Origin of the sequence: Pseudomonas sp. RIT409 (assembly GCF_003052515.2) — a bacterium.
Lineage (GTDB): Bacteria > Pseudomonadota > Gammaproteobacteria > Pseudomonadales > Pseudomonadaceae > Aquipseudomonas.
In genome coordinates, this window is sequence record NZ_QARE02000001.1 from 545,848 (window position 1) to 572,266 (window position 26,419).

Consider the following 26,419-nt stretch of genomic DNA (forward strand, 5'->3'; position numbering starts at 1 on the left):
CATCATGCTGAAGAAAGCACGCATCGTTACGCTGCAAGGCGTCCTCAATGAACAGGTGTACCAGGAGCGCGTCTCGCGCAGCGGTTGTTTTCTGGGAAATACGCCCGAGCAACAGGTCGCGAACCAGGCCAAGCTCTCCAACGCCGTAGTGGGCGTGGCAGGGGCTGGCGGCATCGGGGGCGCTGTAGCGCTGGGGCTGGCGCGTCTGGGAGTGAGGCACATCAAGATCGCCGATCCGGACTCGTTCGAGATCAGCAACATCAACCGTCAGTTTGGCGCTTCGGTTTCCACCGTAGGCCGCAACAAGGCCCTGGTGGTGGCCGAAGAAGTCCACAAACTGGCCGGTGACGTGACGCTTGAGGTCTATCCCGAGGGCATTCAAAAACACACCGCGGATGCCTTCGTCGACGGCTGCGATCTGGTGCTGGACCAGATGGACTTCTACAGCATCGGCGAACGCTACGCCCTGCATCGCGCCTATCGCAAATCGGCGAAATGCAAAGGCATGTTGGCCTCTTCCGTCGTGGGCTGGGGCGCCAACATCTACAAGTTCGAGAAGGACGGTCTCACGCTGGAAGACTTTTATGGCGTTCCTGAAGACGTGCAGATGACGCCTGACCTGGTGGATAAGCTCGTGAAGCTACAAGCGTCCTACCAGCCGCGCTTCCCGAGCATCCCCGACATCTACGGCTGGATGCAGGACACCGGCAATGTGCCGATCCTGTCGATCGCGCCTACCGCGTCTCACTACCTGATCCTGTGCCGTTCGGCGCTGATGCTCTGCGACCTGGAAGGCGCCCCTTACAGCACACCGCTGCCGGCCATGCCCAAGTATTACTGGTTCGACGGTTCGACCTTCGACAACGGCATCTTCGAGTTCGATGGGCAATGGGCCAACCCGGACGAACACCAAAAACACTTCCACGTCGCCTGACGTGTCACGGCCCTCGCTCGCGGGGGCCACACCGAGGTCAGCGTCTTGAACATCACCCCTTCACTCGGAGCAACCCGCGATATCGCGCTGTTCCTTGGCGGCTCCGGCCTGTGGTTCATCGGTGTCGGCATCCACAGCATTTTTTTGCCGTGGGTCTTGCTCAGCGAGCTTCGCGTCTCGCCCTTTCAGTTCGGTATCGCGCAGATGTGCCTGATGCTGCCCGTGTTGTTGCTGGTGATTTACGGGGGCTATCTGGCAGACCGGCAGCCCTTGCGTCGTTGGCTGGCGCGGATCTACCTGTGCGCCGGACTGCTCGCGCTCGTGTTCGCCGCTGGAGTGGCACAGGGCTGGTTGAGCTATCCGATGGTGCTGATGTACTCGTTGCTGTTCGGCGCATTGTCGGCTTTTTGCGCCCCGGCGAGGGAAGCCTGGTTGAACCTGCTCGGGCAGCACCAGTTGCAGAAGTGGGTCACGCTCAACATCGGCATCGAATTCGGCATTCAGATCGTCGGTTACGCCCTCGGCGGACAGGCGCCTGAGCTCGGCATCGGATGGATGTTCGTCTTGTTGGCACTGCTGTTCGTGACCGCTTCGCTCAGCGTGTCGCGCATCTCCACCAGCACGCCCACCAAGCCTCGCTCGGCCGTGCTGGACGAAACGCGCGCGGCCTGGCGCTACTCGACACACCATCCGGTGGTCTTTCCCGTGCTCTTGATAAACGGCCTGATCGGGGTCTTTTTCCTCGGTTCGTATTTCGTCGTCATGCCGTTGCATGTCTCGCAGTTGGCAGGCGGCGACGCCTCGCTGCTGGCCACTGCGAACACCGTGTTCATGATCGGGCTGATCGCTTCAGTCGTGACGCTGGTGGTCACGGGCGGCCTTCGCCACAAACCGCGCGCGTTGATCGCTAGCTGCCTGTTGGCGGCGCTGTTGCTGGCTGCCCTGCCGTTCGTGTTCAACCGTGGGCTGCTGCTCTCGCTGCTGTTTGGCTGGGGGTTCCTCGGTGGCGTCGCGCTGAGCATGGGCCAGACCCTGATCCAAGAACATGCGCCGCCACGCAACAGGGCCCAAGTGTTGGCGCTACTGATGCTGTTCTTCATGGGCGGCAATCCCCTTGGGTCGTTGCTGCTCGGCACCCTGCTCGAATACCTGGACGCAACCATCGTGAGCCTAGGCAGTGCGCTGGCCATGACGGCGGCCCTCGTTTTCATTTCCTACACCCATCGTTTCTGGAGTCTGCACCATGCGCCGCTCAACACATGCGCTTGACTTCCCTATGCCGAACCGGTGCACCAATCGGGTCATCATCGCCCAGAGCGAAGACGATCTGGCCAAGGTCCGCACGGTCTGGGAAGAAGTCTACAAAGAAGAACTCGGCTGGCTCGACGAGCACCACACCAACCCGTGCACCGACCGTTATCACGCCACTTCAGTGTACTTGCTGGCCACCGGGCCTGACGGTGAACCGGTGGGCGTGATGCGCATGGTCATCGACGGTGATCAGGGCCTGCCGGTGGAGAACTTCATCGACATCGCCGCCCTTCGCCAATCAGCACAAGGCCGGCTGGTGGAATGTGCGCGCCTGATGGTTCCGGCTCGATACCGCGACCAGAAATTCGCCGCCTACCCTCATGGCGTATTCGCCGCGCTGGTCAAGGCCGCGCTGCACCACTGCCTCAGGGAGAAGAACTACAACGTGCTGGCCAACTGTTTCGTCGAAACCCGCACCACACCGATCAAGGCCCTCACTCATCTGGGGTTTCGTGACCTGAACATCCGCTTTCGGGATGAGCTGAACGAAGCGTCGGAATGCACCGTGCTGCACCTGGACATCAAAGACATGCTGTCGATCTTTTATGGCCAGGAAGACGGGCTGGGCAACTACATCATGATGCGCAACGCCGGCTGACGCCGCGCAGGACGGACCCTTATGAACACACCGACTTCCATTTACCGGCTCGAATCCAATGTGCGCGCCTACTGCAGGAGCTGCGACGTGGTATTCGCCACCGCATCTGGGGCAACCCTGACGGACATCGAAGGCCAGCCCTACATCGACTTTTTTGCCGGCGCCGGCTCGCTGAATTATGGCCACAACAACCCTTACCTGAAAAAGCACTTGCTGGCCTACATCGAACAGGATGGCGTGACCACCACGCTGGATTTTCACAGCGATGCCAAGTCGCGCTTCATCGAACGCTTCGAACAAGTGATCCTCGCGCCGCGAGGCATGCGTTACCAATTGCAATTCACCGGCCCCACAGGCACCAACGCCGTTGAAGCAGCGCTGAAACTGGCGCGCAAGGTCACCGGCCGCTCGAGCGTCGCGGCCTTTACCCATGGTTTTCATGGTGTGTCTCTGGGTGCGCTGGCTGCCACCGCCAACGCGGACAAACGCGCCGTCGCGGGGGTCGAGCTTTCCAACGTCGTGCGCCTGCCCTACGACGGTTTTTTTGGCCCGGACATCGACAGCGCCGAAATCATCGCCTCGCTCTACCAGACCGCGGGCAGCGGTTATGAGGCGCCCGCCGCGATCATCCTGGAGACGGTGCAGGGCGAAGGCGGCCTGAACTGCGCGCAACCGGGCTGGCTGCAACGCATCGAGCGTTTGTGCCGGGCGCTGGGGGCGCTGCTGATTGTCGATGACATCCAGGCAGGGTGCGGGCGAACGGGCACCTTTTTCAGCTTCGAACAGGCCGGTTTGTCTCCGGACATCATCTGCCTGTCGAAGTCCATCAGCGGCTACGGTCTGCCGATGTCGCTGGTGCTGATCAAACCCGAGCACGACTGCTGGGAAGCGGGCGAGCACAACGGCACCTTTCGCGGCAACAACCCAGCGTTTGTCACCGCCTGTGCCGCCTTGGACTATTGGCAGAACAGCCAACTGCAGGACGCCATCGCCGAGCATGCGTCGCTGATGCGCACCGCGCTCGAAAGGATCCTCTCCGGCTTTCCATCGGGCTACGCGCACGTCGTCGGGCGCGGGATGTTCCTGGGCCTGAGGTTCCGGGACGCCAGCGTCGCCGGCGCATTGGTCGGTGCCTGTCTCGAACAGGGTCTGCTGGTGGAAACCTGCGGCCCGCAGAACGAAGTCCTCAAGCTGATGCCGCCACTGACCATCGACACGGCCACCTTGCAACAGGGCCTGGACACGCTTGAACGCGCCTGCCTCAGCACCATGGCCTTTGACACCCCACTCACCCACTCGCTGCGAGGAATTGCCTGATGAACACCCTGATTCAACCGCTCGACACACCAATTGCTCACTGGAACCCCAGCGCCCACGTCCTTCAAGACCTGGCTGCCCTGAAGCAGGCATTGATCTCGCAGATCACCAGCCATCCTTTTCTGACCGGATGCCGCAACGGCGACGTGTCGCTGGAGCGGCTCAAGGGCTTCCTGGTGCAGCAGGGCAAGTACAGCCGACACTTCACCCGCTACATCTGCCAGCTAATGGTCAATCTGGAGTCCAGTGAGGACGTGCTCGAGGTGTTCGACAACCTGTTCGAGGAGCTGGGTTTCGGCGACGTGACCGAGCCACCTCATTCGCAGATCTACCGCGACATGCTGCAAGACTTCGATTTGCAACTCGATGCACATCCAACCCATCTCGCGACTCAACGGCTGATCGACAGCATGATGAACTTCTGCAAACAGCCCGAAGCTGCCTACGGCCTGGCGGCACTGTGCCTGGGCGCAGAAGCCATTGTGCCTGCCATCTACAGCGACATCGTCAGCGGTTTCGTGCAGCAGGGCATCGACCGGCAAAGGCTGCGATTCTTCACCCTGCACATCGAATGCGATGATGGACACGCCGACACGCTGTTGGCCATCCTGGCGCGACAGGTCGACCAACACCCGGCGCGTTCAGAGGTGGTGCGCCACGCAGCGTTTCAGATGATTCAAGCGCGCCTGGCCTTTTTCGACGCGTTATGAATCACCCGGCAGGCCGGATGCTTTCGGCCTGCCCGCCTCGGCGAGCCACGGCGCGCCATGGTATGAAACACGACCAAATGCGCTTCCTCCCGTCTTGCTAGCACTTGCACATCACCAATCATTCGGCCCACCATGGAAGTGCTGAACCTCACGACCAAACGCCCTGCGCAGGCTTGCGCGATCACCATTACCTTTATACGAACGCGGGTAGTGAACTGATTTCAACCGCCGAAATCAGCCACTTCAGGAAAGAACTGCATGTCTCGAATTTTCGATGTTGATACCAACCTCTGGCGCACATTCAAGTCGGTCAGCGAAACCCGGAGCATCACTCGCTCTTCCGCTGTGCTGTGCAAGACGCCACCGGCCATCAGCATGCAAATCAAAAAACTGGAAGAACTGCTCGACCTGCAGTTGTTCATTCGGGGGGACCATGGATTCAGGCTGACGCCCATCGGCGAAGAAGTTCTCATGACCGCCGAGAAGATCCTGACCATGAACGACAACCTGTTCAGGCTCAAGGACAAGGTCAACTCCTACGAATTACGTCTTGGATTACCCGATGACTATTCTCTGTTCTTTCTCCACGACATCATCCGCGCGCTGAACACGCTCGAACCGACGATCCACCTGAACGTCACCTGCAAGACGTCGCAACTGCTGATCACCGATGTCGAACACGGGAATCTGGATCTGGTGATCATCGCCACACCCGAAGGGCAAACCCTCGCCAACGCGGAGCACATTCGCTACGAGGAACTGAACTGGATCGGTGACCAATCCCTGATGCAACCCGGGCAACCCCTGCCGTTGGTGCATTTTCCCGAAGGCTGCATTTGCCGCGAGATTTCGGTGAACGCGCTGCGCATGGCCGGGATCGAAGCGCGTGTGAGCTTCAGTTCCGATTCGAACTTCTCGGTGTTCAACGCCATCAATGCCGGTGCTGGCATCGGCTTGAGCGAGCGCTCGCTGATTCCGAAAACCACGCCGATCATCGACAGCCCACTACTGCCTTCACTGCCGCGCATCGAGCTGCGCACGGTGGCCAACTACGAACGCATCCCGCGCTTCACCCTCTCTCAGGTGTCCGCCAAGATCCAAGGCGCCATCAACGAGGCCTGCGAGGCACTCAATGCCGCGCGGGATGAACCCGAACTGCGCCTGCGCCAGCACCAGGTTTAAGACCTTCCACACATTCATCACGTCGCGCGACATGCGGCCGCCGAAACCTGAGCAAATGAGGATAGTATGTAAACCGTCATGAAATCCGCCGCCACTTGCGGCGCCTTTCCTTTTCTGCCCAAGGCTGTCTGTCCGCAGCCACTCCGGAGCGTTCGATCATGTCTGAAGTCACCTTGTACACCACCCAAACCTGCCCCTACTGCGTAGCGGCGAAAAACCTGCTCAAGGCCAAGGGCGTGAGTTACCGCGAGATCAATGTCCAAGCCTCGATGGAACAGCGCAGCATCATGATGGAACGCAGCGGTCGCCGGACCGTGCCGCAGATTTTCATCGGTGAGCACCACGTCGGCGGATTCGATGACATGGCTTTGCTCGAACGCAAAGGCGAACTGGATGCGCTGTTGGCGGCTTGACGGATAAGCGATGGCAGCCCTCGCTGTTGGCGTGCGGGTAAGACGCCAACAGCGTCTTCGGCCGAACGGCTAATCCTTCTTCAAATAGCCCTCGATCACTGCCGAGAAGTCCTTCCCGCCATCTCCGCGCAGGCTCATGGCCTGGTAGAGCTGCTGTGCCAGCGCACCCAGAATCACGGGCTGTTTCACCGCCTTGGCGGCATCGGTGGCCAGCCCGAGATCCTTGAGCATCAACTCCGCGCCGAAGCCTCCGGTGTATCCACGCGAAGCCGGGGCAGTGTCGACGACGCCCGGCCAGGGGTTGTACATCTCCGAGCTCCAGCAGCGGCCCGTCGAACTGTTGATGATGCTTGCCAGCACGCCGGTATCGATACCCAGGCGATCGCCCAGCGCCATGGCTTCGGCGACGCCGATCATGGAAATGCCCAACAGCATGTTGTTGCAGATCTTGGCGATCTGCCCGGTGCCGACATGGCCGCAGTGCACGATGTTGCGCCCCATCTGCGCGAGGACCGGCTTGAGGACGGTGTAGTGTTCAAGGCTGGCACCGACCATAAAGGTCAGGGTTCCGGCCTGAGCACCACCGGTCCCCCCGGACACCGGGGCGTCGCCCACCACCACACCCTGCTTGGCCGCCGCCGTCGCCACGTCACGAATGGTCTGTGGATCGATGGTGCTGCAATCCACCGCGGGTACTCCGGCTGAAATCCCCGCCAGTACGCCGTCGTCATTCAAATAGACCGCTCTGACGTGTGCAGCCGCCGGCAACATGGTGATGACCATCTCCGCACCTTGTGCAGCGTGTTTAGGCGATTCGCTGATGCGACTGCCCAATTCGGCGAGTTCGGCCAGCACCTGCTTGTTGAGGTCGAACAGGTGCAACTGATGCCCGGCCCGGATGAGGTTGCGCGCCATTGGCGCCCCCATGTTGCCCAGACCGATGAATGCGATTTTCATGGTGTTTTCCTTTTCAGCTTCAAGGGCACCGCCTGTAGGAGCGCGCTTGCCCGCGAATGCATTCGTTCAGACACCTCCTCGTTATCTGACCCGACGCGTTCGCGGGCAAGCGCGCTCCTACAAGGGGTGCGTTAATCGCGCGTGATTGCCTTAACGCAAATTGATCGTCGTGTTCACGCCGTCATTCACGCTGTCGTCATCGAACCAACGGCTGGTGACGGTCTTGGTCTGAGTGTAGAACTGCACCACCTGTTTGCCGTAAGGCCCCAAGTCGCCGAGCTTGGAACCCCGGGAACCGGTGAAGCTGAAAAACGGCACCGGCACCGGAATGGGAATGTTGATGCCCACTTGGCCCACGTCGATTTCATTCTGGAATTTACGCGCCGCAGCGCCGCTCTGAGTGAACAGCCCAACGCCATTGCCGAACGGGTTGGCATTCACCAGCTCGATGGCCTGATCCAACGTGTCGACTTCAATGACGGACAACACCGGGCCGAAAATTTCCTGGGTATAAATCTGCATCTGGGTCGACACACCGGTGAACAAGGTAGGGCCGACGAAATTGCCGTCTTCGTACCCAGCCACTTCGATGGCCCGGCCATCAAGCTCCAGCGTAGCCCCTTCGCGGATGCCACTGTCGATCAGGTCGAGAATCCGCTGCTTCGCACGTTTGGAAATCACCGGCCCGACATCGGTGCCCGGCTCGCTTCCAGCGTTGACCTTGAGCTTCTGTGCCAACGCTTTGAGGTCCGGAGTCCACTGCCTGGCTGCTCCAACCAGCACCACCACCGAGGTTGCCATGCAGCGCTGCCCTGCCGCGCCGAAACCGGCGCCCACCAGTGCGTTGAGCGTTTGCTCGCGATTGGCATCCGGGAGCACGACTGCATGGTTCTTCGCGCCCATCATGGATTGCACGCGCTTGCCGTGTTGACCGGCCAGGTCATAGACATGGGTGCCCACTGCGGTCGAGCCGACGAATGAAACGGCTTTGATGTCCTTGTGGGTACAGATGGCATCGACCACCGCTTTGCCCCCGTGGACGACATTTAATACGCCCGCTGGTACACCTGCCTCGACGGCCAATTCGACCAAAAGCATGGTCGACATCGGATCCTGCTCGGAGGGCTTGAGCACGAAGGTGTTGCCGCAAGCGATGGCCATGGGGAACATCCACAGCGGAATCATGGCTGGGAAATTGAACGGGGTGATGCCCGCGCAGACGCCGATGGGCTGGCGCAGCGTGTAAGTGTCGACGCCGCCGGCCACGTTTTCGGCGAACTCGCCCATTTGCAACGTGCCGATGGAGCAGGCGTGCTCCACCACCTCCAGGCCGCGAAAAATATCCCCCTCGGCGTCGGCGAGGGTCTTGCCCTGTTCGGCGCTGAGCACGCTGGCGATCCGCTTGGAGTGTTCGCGAATCAGCGCCTGCAACCTGAGCATGATGCGCATCCGGGCCCCGATGGGGGTGTCGCGCCAGGTCTTGAACGCCTGCTGTGCCGACGCCACGGCAGCGTCGACTTCCGCTGGAGTGGCGAAGGGGACTTTGGCGAGGACTTCCTGTGTTGCAGGGTTGACCACGTCCAGCCATTCACTCGTCTGCGATTCGACCCACTCGCCGCCGATCAGCATCTTCACGCGGGCGACAGTCGTATTGTTTTTGTTGAGGGACACGTTCATTGCAGGTTCTCCATTCGAAGCGACGTCCTGTTCGTGACGTCGCGTGCCTCGTTCGAGCCGTCCAGCGGGCAGGGGCTTCAAGGCTCACCACTGCCCCACCGTGCAGCCACGGGTAAGGGGTGCTTCAGACCAGGCGATGACGAGCGGGATCGCGCTTCATCAGGGCAGTGCAGACCAGCGCCACCAGTGCCATGGCGATCAGATAAACGATGACGTAACGAGGGCTGCCATCGCCCATCGCCAGTAATTGGGTGGCAATCATGGGCGCGAAACCGCCGCCCAGCACACCGGCCAACTGCACCGACACCGAGATGCCGCTGTAGCGGATTTCAGCGGGGTACTGCCGGGCAAAGAGCAGCGATTCCGGGGCATACAGGATCGGAAACACCACGCCAACAGCCAGCACCATCGCCCACCACACCAGGACGGGGTCGCGTGTGCCGAGCATGGCGAAGAAGGGGTAGACAAAGGCGCAAAGCAGCAACAGCCCCGTGAAATAGAGACGCTTCTGACCGACCCGGTCGGAGATGTGCCCGCACAAGGGCATGGTCACCAGCGACAGCGCCGCCCCGGCGGTGATTGCGCCCAGGACGTCGGCGCGGGGAATCTGCAGTTGGTTGGCGGCATACGCCAGCGCGAACGTCACCGACATGTAGAACCACGCATTCTCCGCAGTGCGCGCGCCGATGATGGTCAGGGTTTCCTTCGGGTGATCGCGGAACACCTTGAACAGCGGCACCTTGACCGCAATGTTGGCTTTCTTCAACTTCTCGAAATCAGGGGATTCGGGCACCTTCATGCGGATCAGCCAGCCAACCCCGAGCAATGCGACGCTGGCCAGAAACGGAATGCGCCAGCCCCAGCTCAGCATGTCGGCTTCCGGCAGCCTGGCGACCAGCGCCATTGCCAGTGACGCCAGCACCAGCCCCGCACCCACGCCGGTTTGCGGCAGGCTGCCATAGAAGCCCTTCTTGCCTTCGGGCGCATGCTCGACCGCCATCAGCACCGCGCCGCCCCACTCGCCGCCGACTGCCATGCCCTGCAGAAAACGCATCGCCACCAGAATCACAGCCGCCCAGTAGCCAATCTGTTGATAGGTGGGAATCAAGCCGATGATGATGGTGGGAATCCCCATCAGCATCAGGGTGAACAGCAGCATCGATTTGCGGCCGATTCTGTCGCCAAAGTGGCCAAACACAATGCCGCCCAATGGCCGTCCGAGAAAACCCACCGCGTAAGTGGCGAACGCTGCCAGCACGCCGATGATCGGGTCCAGTGCCGGAAAAAAGATCTTGTTGAAAATCAGAGCGGCCGCGGTGCCGTACAGGAAAAAGTCATACCACTCGATGGTGGTGCCTGCCATGCTCGCCGCACCGGCAAGCCGATAGGCCTTGGTCTTTTGACGGGCAGCGCTGGCATCGAGTGCGCCGGCGTTCGCCGTAATAGCGTTCTTCATAAACTCCTCCGCTTATTTATTGTTGTGCAGGGTGTTATGGCGTGTGGGTGTGTCGGTTGAGGGGTGAGTCTCCGGTTTGATTGAACACTGCAGGCGCGCGCTTGCCCGCGCAGGGTCCGTACGGGCGATACAGATGTACTGGATGTAGCCACGTCATTCGAGGGCAAGCGCACTCCGACGTAAGTAGATTCGCGTTATAGCCCGCTTCGAAGTATAGATGTGCAAACTTCTAACAAGAACGCACATAAAAGCAGGTCCAACATGCAAAAAAGCATCACGTCTCTGAGCGCACTGAACTGGGATGACTTGAAGTTTTTTCTGGAAGTGGCGCGCACGCGTAAAGCCAGCTCGGCAGCCAAACGGCTGGGGGTGGACTACACCACGGTGTCGCGACGCATCAACTCGCTGGAAGCCTCTCTCGGCACCTTGCTGTTCGAAAAGTCGCGCAACAACGGCTTCGTGCTGACCGCCGAGGGTCAGCGTCTGCTGAGCTCGGCAGAGTCCATCGAAAGCACCCTGCACATCGCTTGCGAACAGGTCTCAGGCTCCGGCGTCGCATTGTCCGGGCATGTGCGCATGGGCTGCACCGAAGGGTTCGGCAGCTTTTTCATCACCCCGCAGCTCAGCCATTTCATCGACCTCTACCCTGCCATCTCGGTGGATATTCTGCCGCTGCCGCACTTCATCAGCCTGTCCAAGCGCGAAGCAGACATTGTCATCGCCCTGGAGCGCCCCGAACATGGCCCTTACGTCTGTTGCAAACTGTGCGACTACACCCTGCGGCTGTACGCGACGCGGGAATACCTCGATGCCCACCGCCCCATCCAACGCGTTGAGGATCTGGCCGATCACCCCTTCATCAGTTATGTCGACGACCTGGCGTTCAGCTCCGAACTGCTCTACCTGAATAACCTGGTGCCCGCAGCGCACGCCCATTTGCGCAGTACCAGCGTCATCGCCCAGTACGTCGCCGCGCTGCAAGGCCGAGCGTTGGCAATCCTGCCCTGCTTCCTCGCCGCGCAAAACCCGCGATTGCTCCCGGTGCTGGAAAGCGATGTCAGCATCACGCGGCAATTCTGGATGTACTGCCGGGAAGATTTGAGGAAGCTCAAGCGGATTACCCTGCTGTGGGATTACATCCGAGGGGTGACCGAACAGAATCAGGCGTTTTTGCTGGGGAGTACGAAGGTGATGACGTTTATCGACTAACCCGGTAGGAACGGGTTTGCCCGCGAAGGGCCGGCACACAGGGCGAAAATGTATCAGGCAGGCGAGCGCAGTCGCGGGCAAGCGCGCGCCCCTACATGGGCGTGAATGTCTAGATCGCACCTCGCCACCATAGTTTAGAAATCTCTGAACTATGCATTTGAGCTTTACTATTTTTTCCGCTCACGGGGCGAACCTAACATCCCCCTCAACAAGGAGCCCGTCCAGTAAGAGACCCGGCCCGAAGATTGCCTTTTCAGTTGTGACTGCCGTTGTATCCCGTTCCGGCCCGCGCCGCGGCGGAGCCATGTCTTGAGTCGCGCTTGATGCAATCTTTGGGGACGTTCGATGAAACTGGAAATCTTCCGCACGATGTGGGGCTACACCGCCAGCAAGGCTCAGGCGCTCGATGAGCTGCTGGACGCCGGCTTCGACGGCATGGAAGCGCGTCTGCCGTTGACGCCGGTCGAACGCGCGGAATTCAGTGCTTTCCTGCGGGCCAACCAACTGCCGTACATCGCCACCGTTTTCACCGCCTATGACGTGCTCCCCGAGCAGTCGGCCACCGTCACCGAGCACCTGAACGACCTTGAAAAGAAGCTCGCTTGGTCCAGCGAACTGGCACCGCGCTTCGTCAACGTACTGGCCGGTAATGACCGCTGGCAGTTACCGCAGCAAGTCGAGTTCTTTGGCCAGGCGCTTGAACTGGCGCGCAAGCACGGCCAGCCCGTCACCTTCGAGACTCACCGCGCCCGCTCGCTGTTCAACCCGTGGGTCACGCTTGAACTGATCCGCCAGTTGCCCGACCTGCGCTTTACCAGCGACATCAGCCACTGGATCGTCACCTGCGAGCGGCTGCTCGACGACCCGGAAGACGACTTGAGCGCCTTCGTCGAACGCGTTCATCACATTCAAGCCCGGGTCGGCTACGACCAGGGTCCGCAAGTGCCGCACCCTGCCGCCCCCGAACGCGCCGCCGAGCTCGCGTTCCATCAGCAGCACTGGGAGGCGGTCTGGAAATCCCAACAGGCGCGGGGCTATGAAGCCACGACGCTGACTCCGGAATTCGGCGCAGACGGTTATCTCCATCACCTGCCCTTCACCAACGTCCCGGTGGCCGATCTTTGGTCGCTGAACACCTGGATGGGCCAAGCCGAGCGAGAGCACTTTCAGCGCTTCATCCACACAACAAGCCGATAAGGAGCGTTTCCGCCATGGTTGATCAGTCTCGCCCGGATGCCGCAGCAGCCGAACCCAGGGTCGCCAACTTCAACAGCATTCCGGTGGTGGACATCGCCGGCCTGTACAGCGCCGACATTGCCGATCGTCAGGCCGTGGCCGACGAGCTGGGCAAGGCCGCTCGGGAGGTCGGCTTCCTCTACGTCAAGAATCACGGTATCGACCCAGCGTTGATCGCCGGACTGCGTCAGGCGGCCAAAGACCTGTTCGCCCAGTCCCTCGACTACAAGATGCAGCATTACATCGGCACATCCCGCAGCCACAAAGGCTTCGTGCCCGAGGGCGAAGAGGTGTATGCCAAAGGCAAGCCGGATCACAAGGAAGCCTTCGACATCGGGTTCGAGGTAGGCGATGAGGACCCGCTGGTGATCGCCAAAACGCCGTTGATTGGCGCCAACGAGTGGCCTGACCTGCCTGGCTTCCGTCCAGCCGTCGAAGCCTACTACGCAGCGGTCTTCGCGCTGGGCCGACGGCTGTTCGACGGCTTCGCCCTGGCGTTGGGGCTGGAAGAAGGTTACTTCGACGCGATGGTCACCCGGCCGCCGTCCAAGCTGCGTCTGATTCACTACCCCTTCGATGACGCCGCGCAGGACGCGCCCGGTATTGGTGCACACACCGATTACGAATGCTTCACCATGCTTCTGGCCGACAAGCCGGGGCTTGAAGTGATGAACGATCTGGGCCAATGGATCGATGCGCCACCGGTGGAGGGCGCCTTCGTGGTCAACATTGGCGACATGCTGGAGGTGATGACCGCTGGTACGTTCGTTGCTACGGCTCACCGGGTACGAACGGTCAGCGAAGAACGCTATTCGTTCCCGCTGTTCTTCGCCTGCGATTTCCACACGCAGATCAAGCCGCTGCCTCAATTCGACAACGGCAATCAGGAATATGAAGCGATCACCATTGGTGAACACATGTTCGGCCAAGCCCTGCAGACCTACCAGTACCTGCGGCGCAAGGTCGAAAGCGGCGAGCTGAAACTGTACGAAAAGGCCCGCAAGCCTTCGAGCTTCGGCCACTTGAAAAACCAGGCACAGGACGCGTCCTGATGCCCCCCAGCACCTCTCACTACACCGTGCCTTACTTTCCTGACGTGGAGTCACCGACGATGCGCAACACTTTGAACACTGCTGTTCGCCTGAGCGTTCTGACCACCGCCCTACTCGGCGCCGCTGTTTTCGGCACGGCGGCCCAGGCAGCCAGCACCGTGACGCCCGGCCAGTTCAAGGTCGGTATGGAAATCACCTATCCACCGTTCGAATCCTACGACGAAAAGAAAAACGTCGTCGGCTCCGATCCGGATCTGTCCCGCCTGCTGGCCAAGCACATGGGGCTGAAGGCCGAATTCGTTGATACCAAATTTTCCAGCCTGATCCTCAGCCTGAACGCCGGCCATTACGACGCGATCATCTCGGGCATGTACATCACGCCTGAGCGCCAGACCCAGGCCCAGACCATCGCCTACGCCAAGACGGGCGCTGCGATCATGGTGCTCAAGGACAGCCCCATCAAACCCAAGGTGCCGGAGGACCTCTGCGGCCTCAAAGTCGGCCTGGAAAAGGGCACCACCTGGGTGGCGCAGTTCAACAAGCTGTCAACCGACTACTGCGTGCCGAACAATAAAGGCGCGATAGCGGTCAGCGAATTCCCCTCGGCTCCCGAAGTGACCCAGGCCCTATTGTCCGGCAACGTGCAAGCGCAGGTGGAAATCGACGGCGCCGCCGGGATGATCGCCGAGCGCACCAAGGGTCGCGTGATGGTCAGCACCGAACACTCGATCTACCAGCAGACCCTCGGCATCTATGTGAAGAAGGGTAATGAAGAGCTGTATCAGGCACTGCTCAAAGCCTTCGATGAAACCAAGAAATCCGGTGAATACGCGGCGTTGCTGAAAAAGTACAACCTGGAAGAGCCGAGTAACTGACGGCTGAGGCTTCACCCCTGTAGGAGCGCCCTTGCCCGCGATGCGTCGTGTCAGATTATGAAACTGTGTCTGAACGAAAGTCATCGCGGGCAAGCGCGCGCCTACAGGAACCCTGTTCGATAGAGATTTTCCCCGCTGGGTCATGCCCCGCCGAGGTGTGTTATGCAATTTGAATGGTCCTACTTTTTTTCGCTGTTTTCGGTCTCCGACTTCTGGGAATCCTGCATCACCGTCATCGAGCTCAGTGCGCTGGGCTGGTTCATCGGCATGCTGCTGGGCTTCCTCCTGGCGTCGGCCAAACTCTCGACCGCGCGCTGGCTGAGCGTGCCCGCGTCGCTTTATATCTGGTTCTTCCGCAGTGTTCCGCTGCTGGTCATGGTGATCTTTACCTACAACCTCCCGCAAATGGTGCCTGCCACCCGCGAGGTGTTGTCCAATCCGTTCTACTCCGGCCTTTTGGCGCTGGTCGTCACGGAAGCGGCCTACATGGCCGAAATTCACCGAGGCGGTCTGATTTCGGTCGCCAAGGGGCAAAAAGAAGCAGGCCGCGCGCTGGGCGTGGGGCTGATCGGCATGCAGCGCCTGATCGTCATTCCGCAAGCCTTCCGCATCTCGTTGCCCACGCTGATCAACGAATACATCACGGTGGTGAAACTGACCTCGCTGGTGTCTGTGATTTCCCTGACCGAGCTGCTCACGGTCGGCCAACGCCTGTATGCGCAGAACTTCCTGGTCATGGAGACCTTGGCAGCGGTGGCGGTGTATTACGTGATGATCGTGACCGTGTTCGGCTGGTTGTTTCACTGGTTGGAACAACATCTGGAACTGAACAATCGCAAACCCCAGACGCTGGACGACAATGCAGTGGCGCGTCTGCGATCCTCTCTGGTCACCCACCCCATCAAGGCGCGCCAGCCTCAGACCGGGCCGGGTTCGGCCCCTGCGCTGCAACTGGTGAACATCCATAAGAGCTATGGTCAGCATGAGGTGCTCAAGGGGATCGACCTGGACGTCAATCCGGGCCAGGTCATCTCGATCATCGGCCCGTCCGGGTCCGGCAAGACGTCGCTGATTCGCACCGTCAACAGCCTGGAAAGCATCGATAAAGGCGAGATCATTCTCTTCGGCGAAGGCTACATTCATGCCGGTGACAGCCCCACTGCGCGGCAGATCCGCAACGGCGTACAGCGCATCGGGATGGTGTTCCAGAATTTCAACCTGTTCCCCCATCGCACCATCCTCGACAACGTGACCCTCGCGCCGCGTTACCACGGCCGTGACAAAGCCATCAGCGAACAACGCGCCTATGCCCTGCTGGACAAAGTCGGCTTGCTGGCCCACGCCCACAAATACCCCCACCAGCTTTCCGGCGGACAGCAACAGCGGGTAGCGATTGCCAGGGCACTGGCAATGGATCCGGACATCATGCTGTTCGACGAACCCACTTCGGCGCTGGACCCGGAGCTGGTGGGCGATGTGCTCAAGGTAATCAGCGACCTGGCGAAAGACGGGATGACCATGCTGATCGTGACTCACGAAATGGACTTCGCGCTGTCGATTTCCGACCGGGTCATCTTCATGGAAAACGGCGTGGTGCAGGTTGACGCATCGCCGCAGGCCATCCGTGGCAACCAGTGTGGTGAGCGGGTGCGCCAGTTCATGGGCCTGGAAAGCCTGGACATCCCGTCGGCGCCGGTGCGCAAAGAAGCCTGAGCGGCTATCGTGATGCACACGCCGTATAAAGCATCACGCCGCCCGGGAATTTGCCATGGATCGATACACACCCCTCAATTGCGATCTCTACGACTACCTGGAGATCGCCTGCATGCACGCTTATCGCCTGAAGGTCGAGTTGGTCGACGGCACGCACTTCGAGGGCCGACCGGTCACGACGCGCACCGCCCCCAGCAAGGAAGAATTCCTGCAATTCGCCGAGGGACTGGACGATGTACGTTTGGACCAATTGGCCGCCATCACCCCGTTGGACGAGGGCGCCAGCTTCGGGAGGGTGGACCTGAGCAATGCCTTTTGCGCAACGTGACGCCGGCCTGTCCAGCTACAGGCCGAGCATCAACCCGCTCAAACGCTTGACCTTGCGCCGCAGCGCCTCCTCGAACACGCCCTGACGTGGCTCGATCAGGCTAAACCAGTGCTTGGCCCGCGTGATCCCGGTGTAGATCAGCTCTTTGGTCAGCACCGGGTTGAGCGCCTCCGGCAGAATCAGCGCGGTGTGCGCGAATTCCGAGCCTTGGGACTTGTGCACCGTCATGGCGTAGACCGTTTCCACATCGTTGAGTCGACTCGGCAAGACGAAGCGTACGCCACCCTCACCGTCATTGCGCGGGAAGGCCACCCGCAACGCGGTGCGGCGCTCTTCCACCGGGCCCTCGGGCAAGCGCAAGGCAATGCCGATATCGCCGTTCATCAAGCCCAGCCCGTAGTCGTTGCGCGTCATCAACACCGGACGGCCTTCGTACCACTGTTGATCGCTCTCGATCAGCTCCGACGCAAACAGCGTCTGAGTGATGCGCTGGTTCAACCCTTCGACGCCCCAAGGCCCCTTGCGCACGGCGCATAGCAGCTGGAACTCGTCGAAGGCGTGAAGAACCTGGCGCGCCCATTCCACACAGCGGGGATCTTCGATAGACGTCAGCTCCAGCGGCCGACGCGCTCGCATCAGCTCCAAGTAGTGACGGTAGCCCTGCGGACCGTTTCCATGGCCGTCGAGCAGCAACCGTGACAACGCCCGGTCCTGCTCGCCCTTGAGCACCAGCGAGTACAGATCCCGATAGCCCCCCTCCACCAACAGCGAGCGCGCCTGCTGATCCTCCTGCCGGTTGACTCGGCTGGCCAACTGACCGATACCGCTGCCCTCTCCGAAACGCCGGGAATGGCGCAACATCACGACCTGCTGCGCCAGGGCGTGGCGCTGAGCATCGCCTGTTTGCAAGCCGCTCTTCGCTAGATCCTCCCCGCTGACCGCCTCCAGCCAGGCCTGCGTCTGCGGGCTGTACATGCCGGCCTCCGCGTCGCGGCAGAGGTCGCCCAGCACAGCCCCCGCCTCGACCGACGCCAACTGATCTTTGTCACCCAACAAAACCATACGCGCGTGGGGGGGTAATGCGTCCAGCACGTTGGCCATCATCTCCAGGTCGATCATGGACGCTTCGTCGACCACCAACACATCCAGCGGCAACGGATTGCCTGCGTGATGGCGGAAATGTCGCGTGCCAGGTCGACTGCCCAGCAAACGGTGGACGGTCGTGACCTCATGGGGAATCTTCTGCCGAACGAGTTCCGGCACTTTCAGATCGCGCACCTGAACGCTGATGGACTCGGTCAGCCGGGCCGCCGCTTTCCCCGTCGGCGCGGCAAGGCGGATGCGCAGCGGTTTACCCCCTTCGACCGCAGGCGACTGCAACAACGCCAGCAAGCGCACCACGGTCGTGGTTTTGCCGGTCCCCGGCCCTCCGGTGATGATGCTGAATGCTCCACGAGTGGCCACGGCACAGGCCAGCTTCTGCCAATCGATCAGCGCATCCGGCGCCGCATCGACCGGGCCGAACAACGCGTCCAGGCGCTGCCGCAAGTCGCTTGGCGCAGACTCCATGTGAGAGAGGCGGCGCTGCAGCGCAGCGTCGATCCGGCGTTCGTACGTCCAGTACCGCCGCAGGTACAAGCGACGGTCGGCCAACACCAAAGGCTTTTGAGCCGCCGCTTCGCTGGCATCGTCGCCCTTGGCCACCAATGGGCTGCGCGCCAATGCCTGGCACCAGGTTGCGCCATCCAGCGTCCTGAGCAGCGCGGACGGCAACAGCATCGGCGTGGAAAGCACATCGCCCTCAGGGGGCAACGAAAGGGCAAAGTCGGGTTCTTTAAGGGTTTCGTACAGATCCAGGCAGACGTGACCATGGCCGAGCTGGTGGCTGGTCAGCGCCGCTGCCAGCAGCACCAGCGGATCGGCGGCCGGGTCCAGGTCCGCGAGAAACGCCACAAATGCCTTGTCGAGCGCGCGGAGCCAACCACGTTCCACCCAGCGCTCCAGCAGCAACAGCAGGTCATCGACGCGGCTCAGAGGGGCGAGCGTGGCCAGACGCTCGGCATCCAGCGGCGTGGGCAACAGATGGGCAAACGTGCGGGTCATGCGAAGTCTCCTGACAGCGCGTCTTCCCGCGCAACGGCATTACCCTGAAACAGCCGATCCAGGTTTTCGATCAACTCGCGCGGGGGCCGTGTGAACCACGCGCCCCGACTGGCTGAGCGGCTGCCTCGGACGAACAGATACACCGCGCCCCCCATATGCCGGTCGTAGTCGTATCCGGCCAGCCGCGCCTTGAGCTGGCGGTGCAGGGCGAGCAGGTAGAGCACATATTGCAAGTCGTAGCGGCTTTCCAAAATGGCGCTTTCCATCGCCGCCGGGGTGTACGCCTCATCGTCGGCCCCCAGCCAGTTGGATTTGTAATCAGCCACGTAATAGCGACCCTGATGCTCAAAGGTCAGGTCGATGAAGCCCTTGAACATGCCGTTGAGCGACACGGTTTCCGCAGCAGCCCGAGGCGCGCCCCCGTGGGTGTAACGGCGAACCAGCGCGTCCATTTGCGCCACGTCGACTTTCGAGCAGGCAAACCAGAACTCCATTTCGACCCGGTACTGATTGGGCTGATCGAGCTGACTCAGCGCAATGGGCAGGACGTCTGTCCCGAGCCGCAAAGGCATGTTCAGCAGGTGGGCAAGCCAGTCGCTCAGGGTTTCGATCCAGCCTGTCCAATCGCGTCGAGCACAACGCTGGCCGACCATCTTATTCAACGCCGCCGGATCGTTCGCGACCGTGGAAAAGCCCTTTTCCCCTGCCCACTCAAGCAAGCCATGCAAGAACGTTCCAGGATTCGGACCACGAGGGAAGCGATGAATGTCGCCGCTACTGGCTTGCGCCTCCCGCGGCGCATCCGGGTCGAGGCGTTCGTCGTCGAACAGCTTCTGCGCCTGCGGGTTTTCCGGGGACTGATCGCCACTGTCGGTGATGACGTCACCGATGCGCAAGGCGCTATAGGAAGCGATCCACCAGTTTTCCCGGGCACTGCGTTTGGGAAGACGAGGCTTGCTCAATGCCACTTCGCTGGGCGGTGGATTGAAGGTCTCGTCGGTCGGGACCGGCACCGGCTCAACGCGCATCGTTGGCTGGTTTTCAACGAGGGCCTGGAGCCACTGAGCCAACGCGGTGGATTCGGCCAACGCCTCGCCACCGCCGAGCAGATAGCCCAGCGCCGAGCGATGCAGGATCGAGCCTTTTGTGTTCCCGCGCTTGAGGTCGGCAACCCCCAGCCAACAGGCGTGCTGCGCACGCGTCAAGGCAACGTAAAGCAAGCGCAGGTCTTCGGAGAGGCGTTCGTCGTCAGCCTGTTCGATCAGCGCCGCCGTGGGGTTCAGGCTGACCTGCGCCTGGCCATCGGCGTCGTGGAAATGCAACGGCAGGCGACTGCCGTCCACCGGTTTGCTCGAACAAATGAAGGGCAGAAATACCAAGGGGTATTCGAGCCCCTTGGATTTGTGGATGGTCACCACCTTCACCAATTGCTCGTCGCTTTCAAGGCGCAGAATCTGTTCTTCATTGGCCTGACCGGCCATCGCCAGATGCTCGCTCAGATGACGTATGAGCGCCTGCTCGCCGTCAAGCTCGGCGGCAGCGCGCTGCATCAGTTCGGACAGGTGCAGCAGGTTGGTGAGCACCCGTTCACCGTCGCTGCGTTGCATCAAGACCTGCGGCAATTCGAAGTCGTGCAGCAGGCGGCGCAGCATGGGCAGCACGCCTTGGGTGCGCCAGAGACGGCGATAGTCGCGGAACTGCATGACCCGGCTTTCCCACGCCAGTTCATCCTGGTTGAGCCGCTCGAGCTCAGCGAGCGGCAGGTTCAGCGTGATCGACGCCAAAGCGGCGCGAAGCGTGCGTTCGGCGTCGGGTTCCGCGCAAGCCTTGAGCCAGGCCAGCACGTCGTGAGCCTCTTGCGAGGCGAACACCGAATCCTTGTCGGACAGGTAGACGCTGCGTACACCTCGGCGAGACAACTGCTCACGCACCGCCTGCGCTTCTTTCCCGTCGCGCACCAGAATAGCGATGTCAGCAGGCTTCAGCCCGGCCAGGGGTTCGCCGGGTTTGGAAAAACCTGCACGGCCTTGCTGTCCGGCAGTGAGCAGGCGCACGATCTCGCTGGCGCAACTGGCCGCCAGCTGCTGTCGATAGACGGCTCCCGAAACGGGTTGATCGCTCTGCAACTGCCAGACGTTCAGCGCGGCGACCGTGTTGCCATCCACCTGAAACTGCTCTTTGCGGCCTTGTGAACCTACCGGCGTGAAGGGAACGGGATTGACGTCGACAGCACGAAAGAGAAATGCCCCACGTCCGCTAGGGTTGTCTTCTGCACGCAAGAACACGTGGTTCACCGCCTCCACCATGGCGTGGCTGGAGCGGAAGTTGGTTCCCAAGGTGTGCAATCGACCCTCGGTGGCGGTCCGTGCGCGCAAATAGGTGTAAATATCGGCGCCGCGGAAAGCATAGATCGCCTGCTTAGGGTCACCGATCAAGAACAGCCCAGTGTGTTCATCACTGGCTTCCAGCGGGTAAATACTGTCGAAAATACGGTATTGGACAGGGTCGGTGTCCTGGAACTCGTCGATGAGCGCCACCGGAAACTGCTCGCGAATCAGGGTCGCCAGGCGCTCGCCCCCCGCGCCGCGCAATGCCGCATCCAGGCGCAGCAACATGTCATCGAAGCCCATTTCCGCACGGCGGCGTTTCTCTTCTTCGAATCGCGCACCGACCCACTGGGCGGCGTGCTCCAGCACAGCGGCGTCCGGTGTGGGCAAGGTGTCCAGAGCGACTTTCAGTTCAACCATGGCCTCGAACGCAGGATGCGTCGGCGCATTGCTTTTCCATGCTTCGGCAATACCCTCCGGAGTCAGGCGAGTAAAGCCTGTGCCCAGATCGAGCTGTTCCTGCTGGTCGTCGTTGGCCCACGCGATCAGCTTGTCGAACCAGGGTTTGAAGTAGCGTTCCTGCATTTTGCGGCCATCGACCACCTTGCAGTTGACGCCATCGATACAGATGGCGTGCAGTTCCGCAGCCCAGTTCGCCCACGGAGCCTTGAGGGTTTGCAGGCGTTGACGACGTTCCTGCATCGCGGCCTCGATCAACTGCGTCGGAGTCTGTGTGACCTCAGCCCGAGGGCTGCCGAACATCGCGCGAACCCGCGGCAGCAGCGCGGCGGGACCAGCCCAGTTCTGCCGCACCCATTCGAGCGCGTCGCCGCTCATGGGATAACAGAATTTGCGCCAATAATCGCGCAGCACTTCACTTAGCAAATCGGTGTGGTCGGTTTCCAGGCTCTGAGTGAACAGGCTGCCACTGTCGAATGCATGCTCGCGCAACATGCGCTGGCACCAACTGTGAATGGTCGACACCGCTGCCTCATCCATCCACTGCGCCGCGATGTCCAGCCGGCTAGCGCAACCGGCCCATTGTTCCTGAGGGAAACTGCGGCGCAAATCTTCGAGCAAGGCATCCGAGGCAACGATCTCCTCCCGGAAGAAACGGGCGGCTTCGGCGAGCCGCGTGCGGATGCGGTCGCGTAATTCTTTAGTGGCAGCATCGGTGAAGGTGACCACCAGAATCTGCGGCGGTAACAGCTCGCGGCCGAAACCCGAGACCGCGTCGCCGTGACCGAGTACAAGACGCAGATACAGCGCGGAAATCGTAAAGGTCTTGCCCGTGCCGGCGCTGGCCTCGATCAACTGGCTGCCCTTGAGTGGAAAACGCAGGGCCAGAGGTGGCTGCGTAGGGGTCATGCTCTACCCTCCTCGCCAGACAACGATTGCCAGGGCGCATCGTAAAGCGGTTTGTAGAGGGCTTCGCACCAACCCGCGAATTCTTCACTGTCGAGCAAGGCATCGAAGTCAGGAAATTGCCGCGCGAGGGCCGGGCTGTCGGCGCATTCGCCACGTACAGCCTGACCATCGCCTTCATACGTCTTGCGCGCTGCGGCCTCTGCCTTGGCAGGGTCGCCTTGGCCCAACCAGGCAAACGCCGTCTTTACAGCAACAGGCAAAGGGCGTTGCATCCCGTGCTGCCACGCCAGTAGCAGGTCGTTGAGAATGTCGGTCGCCTCGGCGTGTTCCAACGGCGGCAACAGCAGAGTGTCGTCACTGGCGACCAGCGCAGTGGTGAGTGGCAGGTTGCACGCACCAGCCACAAGGTGGTTGACCCAGGGCTTGGTCAGCCTGTGCCATTTCCGGGTTTTCTTGCCGCCGATCGCGTTGGGAACGGCGCTCACGGCGAGCAGTTCGCCTTGAGCGTTCTGATACAAGCCGTCAAGCCAGCCATCCAGTTCGATACCCTGATGGGCATGGCTTACCGGAAGTGCGCTTTGCAGTCGGTCTGGCCATTTGGCCAGCAATTCTTGGTACCTGCGAACCAACGCCGGCAAAGGCTCGATCAGCTCATCCTGCAACAGCGCACCGAAACCGGCCATCGGCAGCAGACCACTGGATTGCAGGCGCAGCGCATGCGCCTTGAGTGCGTCCTCACCACCTTCAGGATCGTGCAGCGCGACTTGCAATAGACGGTCACTCAATCCGTACCGCTCCAAAGCATCGAGCACAAATGGCTCTTCATCCGCCAAGGGCGCCTGAGCGACCTCAAAGAAAATCTTCAGGCGCTGGCTGAAGAAATGTTTGACCGGGTTGCGTAGAAAGTCCTGCAACTGCATCAGGCTGAGCGGCTCCTCGGGCGTATAGACTGCCAGCGGCTTCTCAGGACCGCGTTGGTCTTTCACCTCATGCAGCGTTTGCCATTCCCGAGCAAAACTGAAGAACTCCGGACTCTCCTGAAAATACTTGGCGCTGAACGGCTGCAAGGGATGCTCTTGAGTCAGCTTATGCAGCAACTGCTGCCCGGGATCACGCTTGCGATCGTCTTCTGGCTCGACGGCATTGGCGATCCGCCAGCCGCTGGCAAGGTGATCCCGCAATTGGCCGATCAGCACAGACGCCGGACGCTCTGAGTTATCCCGGATGCTGCGGCCTACCCAACTGATGTAGAGCTGTTTGCGGGCCGACAGTACTGCTTCGAGCAACAGATAGCGGTCGTCTTCACGACGGGAGCGGTCGCCAGGGCGGTAGTCACTGCCCATGAGGTCGAAATCCAAGGGCGGTTGGGCCCGCGGATAATCGCCATCATTCATGCCAAGCAGGCACACGACTTTGAAAGGAATCGCACGCATCGGCATCAATGTGCAGAAATTGACCGAGCCAGCGAGGAAACGCTGCGACAGCTTTCCTTGATCCAGGCCCGCGAGCCATGCCTCCCGGACAACCGTCAAAGGCAATTCTTCCAGCAATGCAACGGTTTCACAGGTCTCCAGCCAAGTTTCACGAAGGGTTTCGAGTTGGCCGAGCACGTAATCGTCGTGCTCGCTGTCGGCACTGAAAAATAGGCGCATCAAGGCTTGCAAACGTTCTCCCCAAATGGGTGGCGTCGCTGGCCGTGACAACTCTGCGTGAGCCACCTGAAGCGCGTCGATCAGAGCGACTAACGGGCCGATCAGTGCCGCATCCAGCCCGCCGATTTCGTCGTAGGGCTCAATACCGTCGAACGCATCCCCGGCGCCTACGGCATAGCCCAATAGCATACGGCGCAGACCGAAATGCCAACTGTTCTGCTCCAGCGCCTCAGGTAAACCGAGGCCTTCACGCTGCCGGGCGTTCAGCCCCCAGCGCACGCCGGCGCCTTCAATCCATCGGTGCAACGTCGGCAGGTCCCGCTCGTGCACGCCAAAACGAGCACGCAAGGCCGGCACGTCCAACAAATCGAGAATTTCGCTGACCGGAAAACGGCTGTCCGGGATGTTCAGTAAATGCTCGACCGCGATCAGCAATGGATCGCGACCCCGTTGCCCCTGGTCCGCCAAGGTGAAAGGAATGAAACGGCGATCGTCCCGATCAATCTGGCCGAATACGGCACGGATATGAGGGGCGTAACTGTCGATATCCGGGACCATCACAATGACATCGCGAGGCCGTAGCTCAGGATCTGCGCTGAAGCGTGCCAAAAGTTGATCGTGAAGAACCTCCACCTCCCGTTGGGCACTGTGGGCTACATGGAAGCGGATCGAGCGGTCGTGTCGCACATCGATGGCCGGCCACCGCTCCCGGGTCTCGCTCAGCGGGCGAAGTTCGAGGATGTCATCCTGCAATTGGTTGAGCAGGGTCTGTGGATCGCTTTCACTGAACAGGTCAATGCGGCCATCCTGGAAGATCGAACGATAACTTGTCGGGTCATCATGACTGTCAAGCAGGCTGATGTAGTCGCGGCCTTGCTTTCCCCAGGCGGCTAACAGCGGATGCGCATGCTGATGCAGGGCGTCAGGATTGATCACGACCGGCATGCCTGCCTTGCGTGACTGGCGCTTGTATTCATGGCGCAACAAATCCTTGTCAGCGACGATATCCGCCCAGTGATGGCGACAAGGGTTGTGGACGCATAGCAATACCTGGCTGAACCGGGCCAGACCTGCCAGCGCTTCAAGCGCTTGGGCTGGCAGCGAAGAGATCCCGAAGACGATGACCCGCGCAGGCAGCCCAGCAGGGGCTGCGGTCAAGCCCTGGATACGCTCCATGTAACGCTGATGCACCCCCGCTCGGCTCTGTGCCATGCCTTCGGCCCCGACGTCGTGAAGCAAAGCGCGCCACAGCTCGGCCTGCCAGCAATTGTCCGCACCCAGCGGTTTGCCCTCGCCTCTGACGTTCTTCAATTGATGACGGCCCGCGGCCCAGTCTTCCAGCCAATCGGCTCGGTACACCTGATATTGATCGAACAGGTCGGCAAGGCGTTCCGAGAGCTGATACCGCTTGCGAAGGTCGTGGTCGGCCGTCAAAAACCGCTGCAAAGGTTCAAAATGCGGTTGGTGGATCAGCGCGGGAAGCAAACGCATCAAACGCCACGTGAGGGGCGCTTTATCGAGGAGAGAGGTTTCCGGTATGTCGTCTTTTCCCAAAATCGCGCGGTACAACTGCCACATGAAACTGCCCGGCAGTTGAACGTCGATAGCGGCGGCAATGCCACAGCCCCCCAGATCGTCCTCTTGCGCGTCTTCTGCCAAAGCGAGCTTTAGCCACTGCGCGATACCGTTGCTTTGGACCAACGCGATTTCGTTTTCAAGGGGGGCCAGCGGATAACGTCGCATCCACGACACGATCAGGCTGCGCAGTTCATCCAGCCTGTTGCCATGGATCACCATGAACCCTGGTTGGAGGTGGGATGTCACCGGCATGAGTGCTTCCTTGGCATTGGAAAGAGAGAAGACTAACAGAGGGGGATCATGACCTGTAGCCGCGTCGCAGGTCCGCTCAAGGTGTGCCGCGGTTTCCAAATCCCGAAAAAGACAAAACCCCGTCTGCTTTCGCAAACGGGGTTCTGCAATTGAATCTTGACGATGACCTAC

General features: G+C 60.8%; 19 protein-coding genes. 13 read left to right on the top strand and 6 right to left on the bottom strand.

Annotated features, from left to right (window positions below; genetic code table 11):
- Nucleotides 1-4 precede the first annotated feature (4 nt).
- From DBP26_RS02425 to grxC, 7 genes are all read left to right on the top strand, one after another.
- Complete coding sequence (locus DBP26_RS02425) at nucleotides 5-934, top strand: ThiF family adenylyltransferase (protein ID WP_108236004.1); 930 nt, start codon at nucleotides 5-7, stop codon at nucleotides 932-934.
- 45 nt (nucleotides 935-979) lie between these two features.
- Nucleotides 980-2,203: an MFS transporter gene (locus DBP26_RS02430; protein ID WP_108236005.1), complete on the top strand. Its 1,224-nt coding sequence runs from the start codon at nucleotides 980-982 to the stop codon at nucleotides 2,201-2,203.
- The gene (locus DBP26_RS02435; protein WP_108236006.1) at nucleotides 2,178-2,843 is read left to right on the top strand and encodes a GNAT family N-acyltransferase; all 666 of its coding nucleotides are present in this window, start codon (nucleotides 2,178-2,180) and stop codon (nucleotides 2,841-2,843) included. The genes DBP26_RS02430 and DBP26_RS02435 overlap by 26 nt, the downstream gene beginning before the upstream one ends.
- 21 nt (nucleotides 2,844-2,864) lie before the next feature.
- A complete protein-coding gene (ectB, locus tag DBP26_RS02440) occupies nucleotides 2,865-4,160 on the top strand; it encodes a diaminobutyrate--2-oxoglutarate transaminase (protein ID WP_108236007.1) in 1,296 nt (431 codons plus the stop codon).
- Nucleotides 4,160-4,870, top strand: a complete 711-nt coding sequence (locus DBP26_RS02445; RefSeq protein ID WP_108236008.1) for an iron-containing redox enzyme family protein — start codon at nucleotides 4,160-4,162, stop codon at nucleotides 4,868-4,870. Before ectB ends, DBP26_RS02445 begins: the two co-directional genes overlap by 1 nt.
- Nucleotides 4,871-5,128: 258 nt before the next feature.
- Nucleotides 5,129-6,052 carry a LysR family transcriptional regulator gene (locus DBP26_RS02450; protein ID WP_108236009.1) on the top strand — a complete coding sequence of 308 codons (924 nt, stop codon included), beginning with the start codon at nucleotides 5,129-5,131 and terminating at the stop codon, nucleotides 6,050-6,052.
- 158 nt (nucleotides 6,053-6,210) lie between these two features.
- On the top strand, nucleotides 6,211-6,465 hold the full coding sequence (gene grxC / locus DBP26_RS02455) for a glutaredoxin 3 (RefSeq protein ID WP_108236010.1): 255 nt from the start codon (nucleotides 6,211-6,213) through the stop codon (nucleotides 6,463-6,465).
- A gap of 69 nt (nucleotides 6,466-6,534) precedes the next feature.
- Here the strand turns inward: grxC and mmsB are convergent, their stop codons facing one another.
- The 3 genes from mmsB to DBP26_RS02470 form a co-directional block, all read right to left on the bottom strand.
- Nucleotides 6,535-7,422, bottom strand: coding sequence for a 3-hydroxyisobutyrate dehydrogenase (gene mmsB / locus DBP26_RS02460; RefSeq protein WP_108236011.1), 888 nt, complete (start codon nucleotides 7,420-7,422; stop codon nucleotides 6,535-6,537).
- A 150-nt stretch (nucleotides 7,423-7,572) separates the two neighbouring features.
- Nucleotides 7,573-9,099 (bottom strand): CoA-acylating methylmalonate-semialdehyde dehydrogenase, encoded by a 1,527-nt coding sequence (locus tag DBP26_RS02465; RefSeq protein ID WP_108236012.1) that lies wholly within the window; start codon nucleotides 9,097-9,099, stop codon nucleotides 7,573-7,575.
- A gap of 124 nt (nucleotides 9,100-9,223) precedes the next feature.
- A complete protein-coding gene (locus DBP26_RS02470; protein ID WP_108236013.1) occupies nucleotides 9,224-10,555 on the bottom strand; it encodes an MFS transporter in 1,332 nt (443 codons plus the stop codon).
- Nucleotides 10,556-10,816: 261 nt separating this feature from the next.
- Here DBP26_RS02470 and DBP26_RS02475 point away from each other — a divergent pair, with 261 nt between their 5' ends.
- From DBP26_RS02475 to DBP26_RS02500, 6 genes are all read left to right on the top strand, one after another.
- Entirely contained in the window at nucleotides 10,817-11,764 is a 948-nt protein-coding gene (locus tag DBP26_RS02475; RefSeq protein WP_218565080.1) for a LysR family transcriptional regulator, read from the top strand.
- A 345-nt stretch (nucleotides 11,765-12,109) separates the two neighbouring features.
- On the top strand, nucleotides 12,110-12,961 hold the full coding sequence (locus DBP26_RS02480) for a TIM barrel protein (protein WP_108236015.1): 852 nt from the start codon (nucleotides 12,110-12,112) through the stop codon (nucleotides 12,959-12,961).
- A 14-nt stretch (nucleotides 12,962-12,975) separates the two neighbouring features.
- On the top strand, nucleotides 12,976-14,052 hold the full coding sequence (locus tag DBP26_RS02485) for a 2-oxoglutarate and iron-dependent oxygenase domain-containing protein (RefSeq protein ID WP_108236016.1): 1,077 nt from the start codon (nucleotides 12,976-12,978) through the stop codon (nucleotides 14,050-14,052).
- A gap of 59 nt (nucleotides 14,053-14,111) precedes the next feature.
- Nucleotides 14,112-14,927, top strand: a complete 816-nt coding sequence (locus DBP26_RS02490; protein WP_108236048.1) for an ABC transporter substrate-binding protein — start codon at nucleotides 14,112-14,114, stop codon at nucleotides 14,925-14,927.
- A gap of 162 nt (nucleotides 14,928-15,089) precedes the next feature.
- Nucleotides 15,090-16,640, top strand: a complete 1,551-nt coding sequence (locus DBP26_RS27440) for an amino acid ABC transporter permease/ATP-binding protein (protein WP_108236017.1) — start codon at nucleotides 15,090-15,092, stop codon at nucleotides 16,638-16,640.
- Nucleotides 16,641-16,695: 55 nt separating this feature from the next.
- Nucleotides 16,696-16,968, top strand: a complete 273-nt coding sequence (locus DBP26_RS02500; RefSeq protein ID WP_108236018.1) for a Rho-binding antiterminator — start codon at nucleotides 16,696-16,698, stop codon at nucleotides 16,966-16,968.
- 15 nt (nucleotides 16,969-16,983) lie between these two features.
- Here DBP26_RS02500 and recD read toward each other — a convergent pair whose 3' ends face one another.
- From recD to recC, 3 genes are read right to left on the bottom strand one after another with little or no spacing between them, the layout of a single operon-like run.
- Complete coding sequence (gene recD, locus DBP26_RS02505) at nucleotides 16,984-19,071, bottom strand: exodeoxyribonuclease V subunit alpha (RefSeq protein WP_108236019.1); 2,088 nt, start codon at nucleotides 19,069-19,071, stop codon at nucleotides 16,984-16,986.
- A complete protein-coding gene (gene recB, locus DBP26_RS02510) occupies nucleotides 19,068-22,766 on the bottom strand; it encodes an exodeoxyribonuclease V subunit beta (RefSeq protein ID WP_108236020.1) in 3,699 nt (1,232 codons plus the stop codon). The genes recD and recB overlap by 4 nt, the downstream gene beginning before the upstream one ends.
- On the bottom strand, nucleotides 22,763-26,248 hold the full coding sequence (gene recC, locus DBP26_RS02515) for an exodeoxyribonuclease V subunit gamma (RefSeq protein ID WP_108236021.1): 3,486 nt from the start codon (nucleotides 26,246-26,248) through the stop codon (nucleotides 22,763-22,765). The genes recB and recC overlap by 4 nt, the downstream gene beginning before the upstream one ends.
- Nucleotides 26,249-26,419 lie beyond the last annotated feature (171 nt).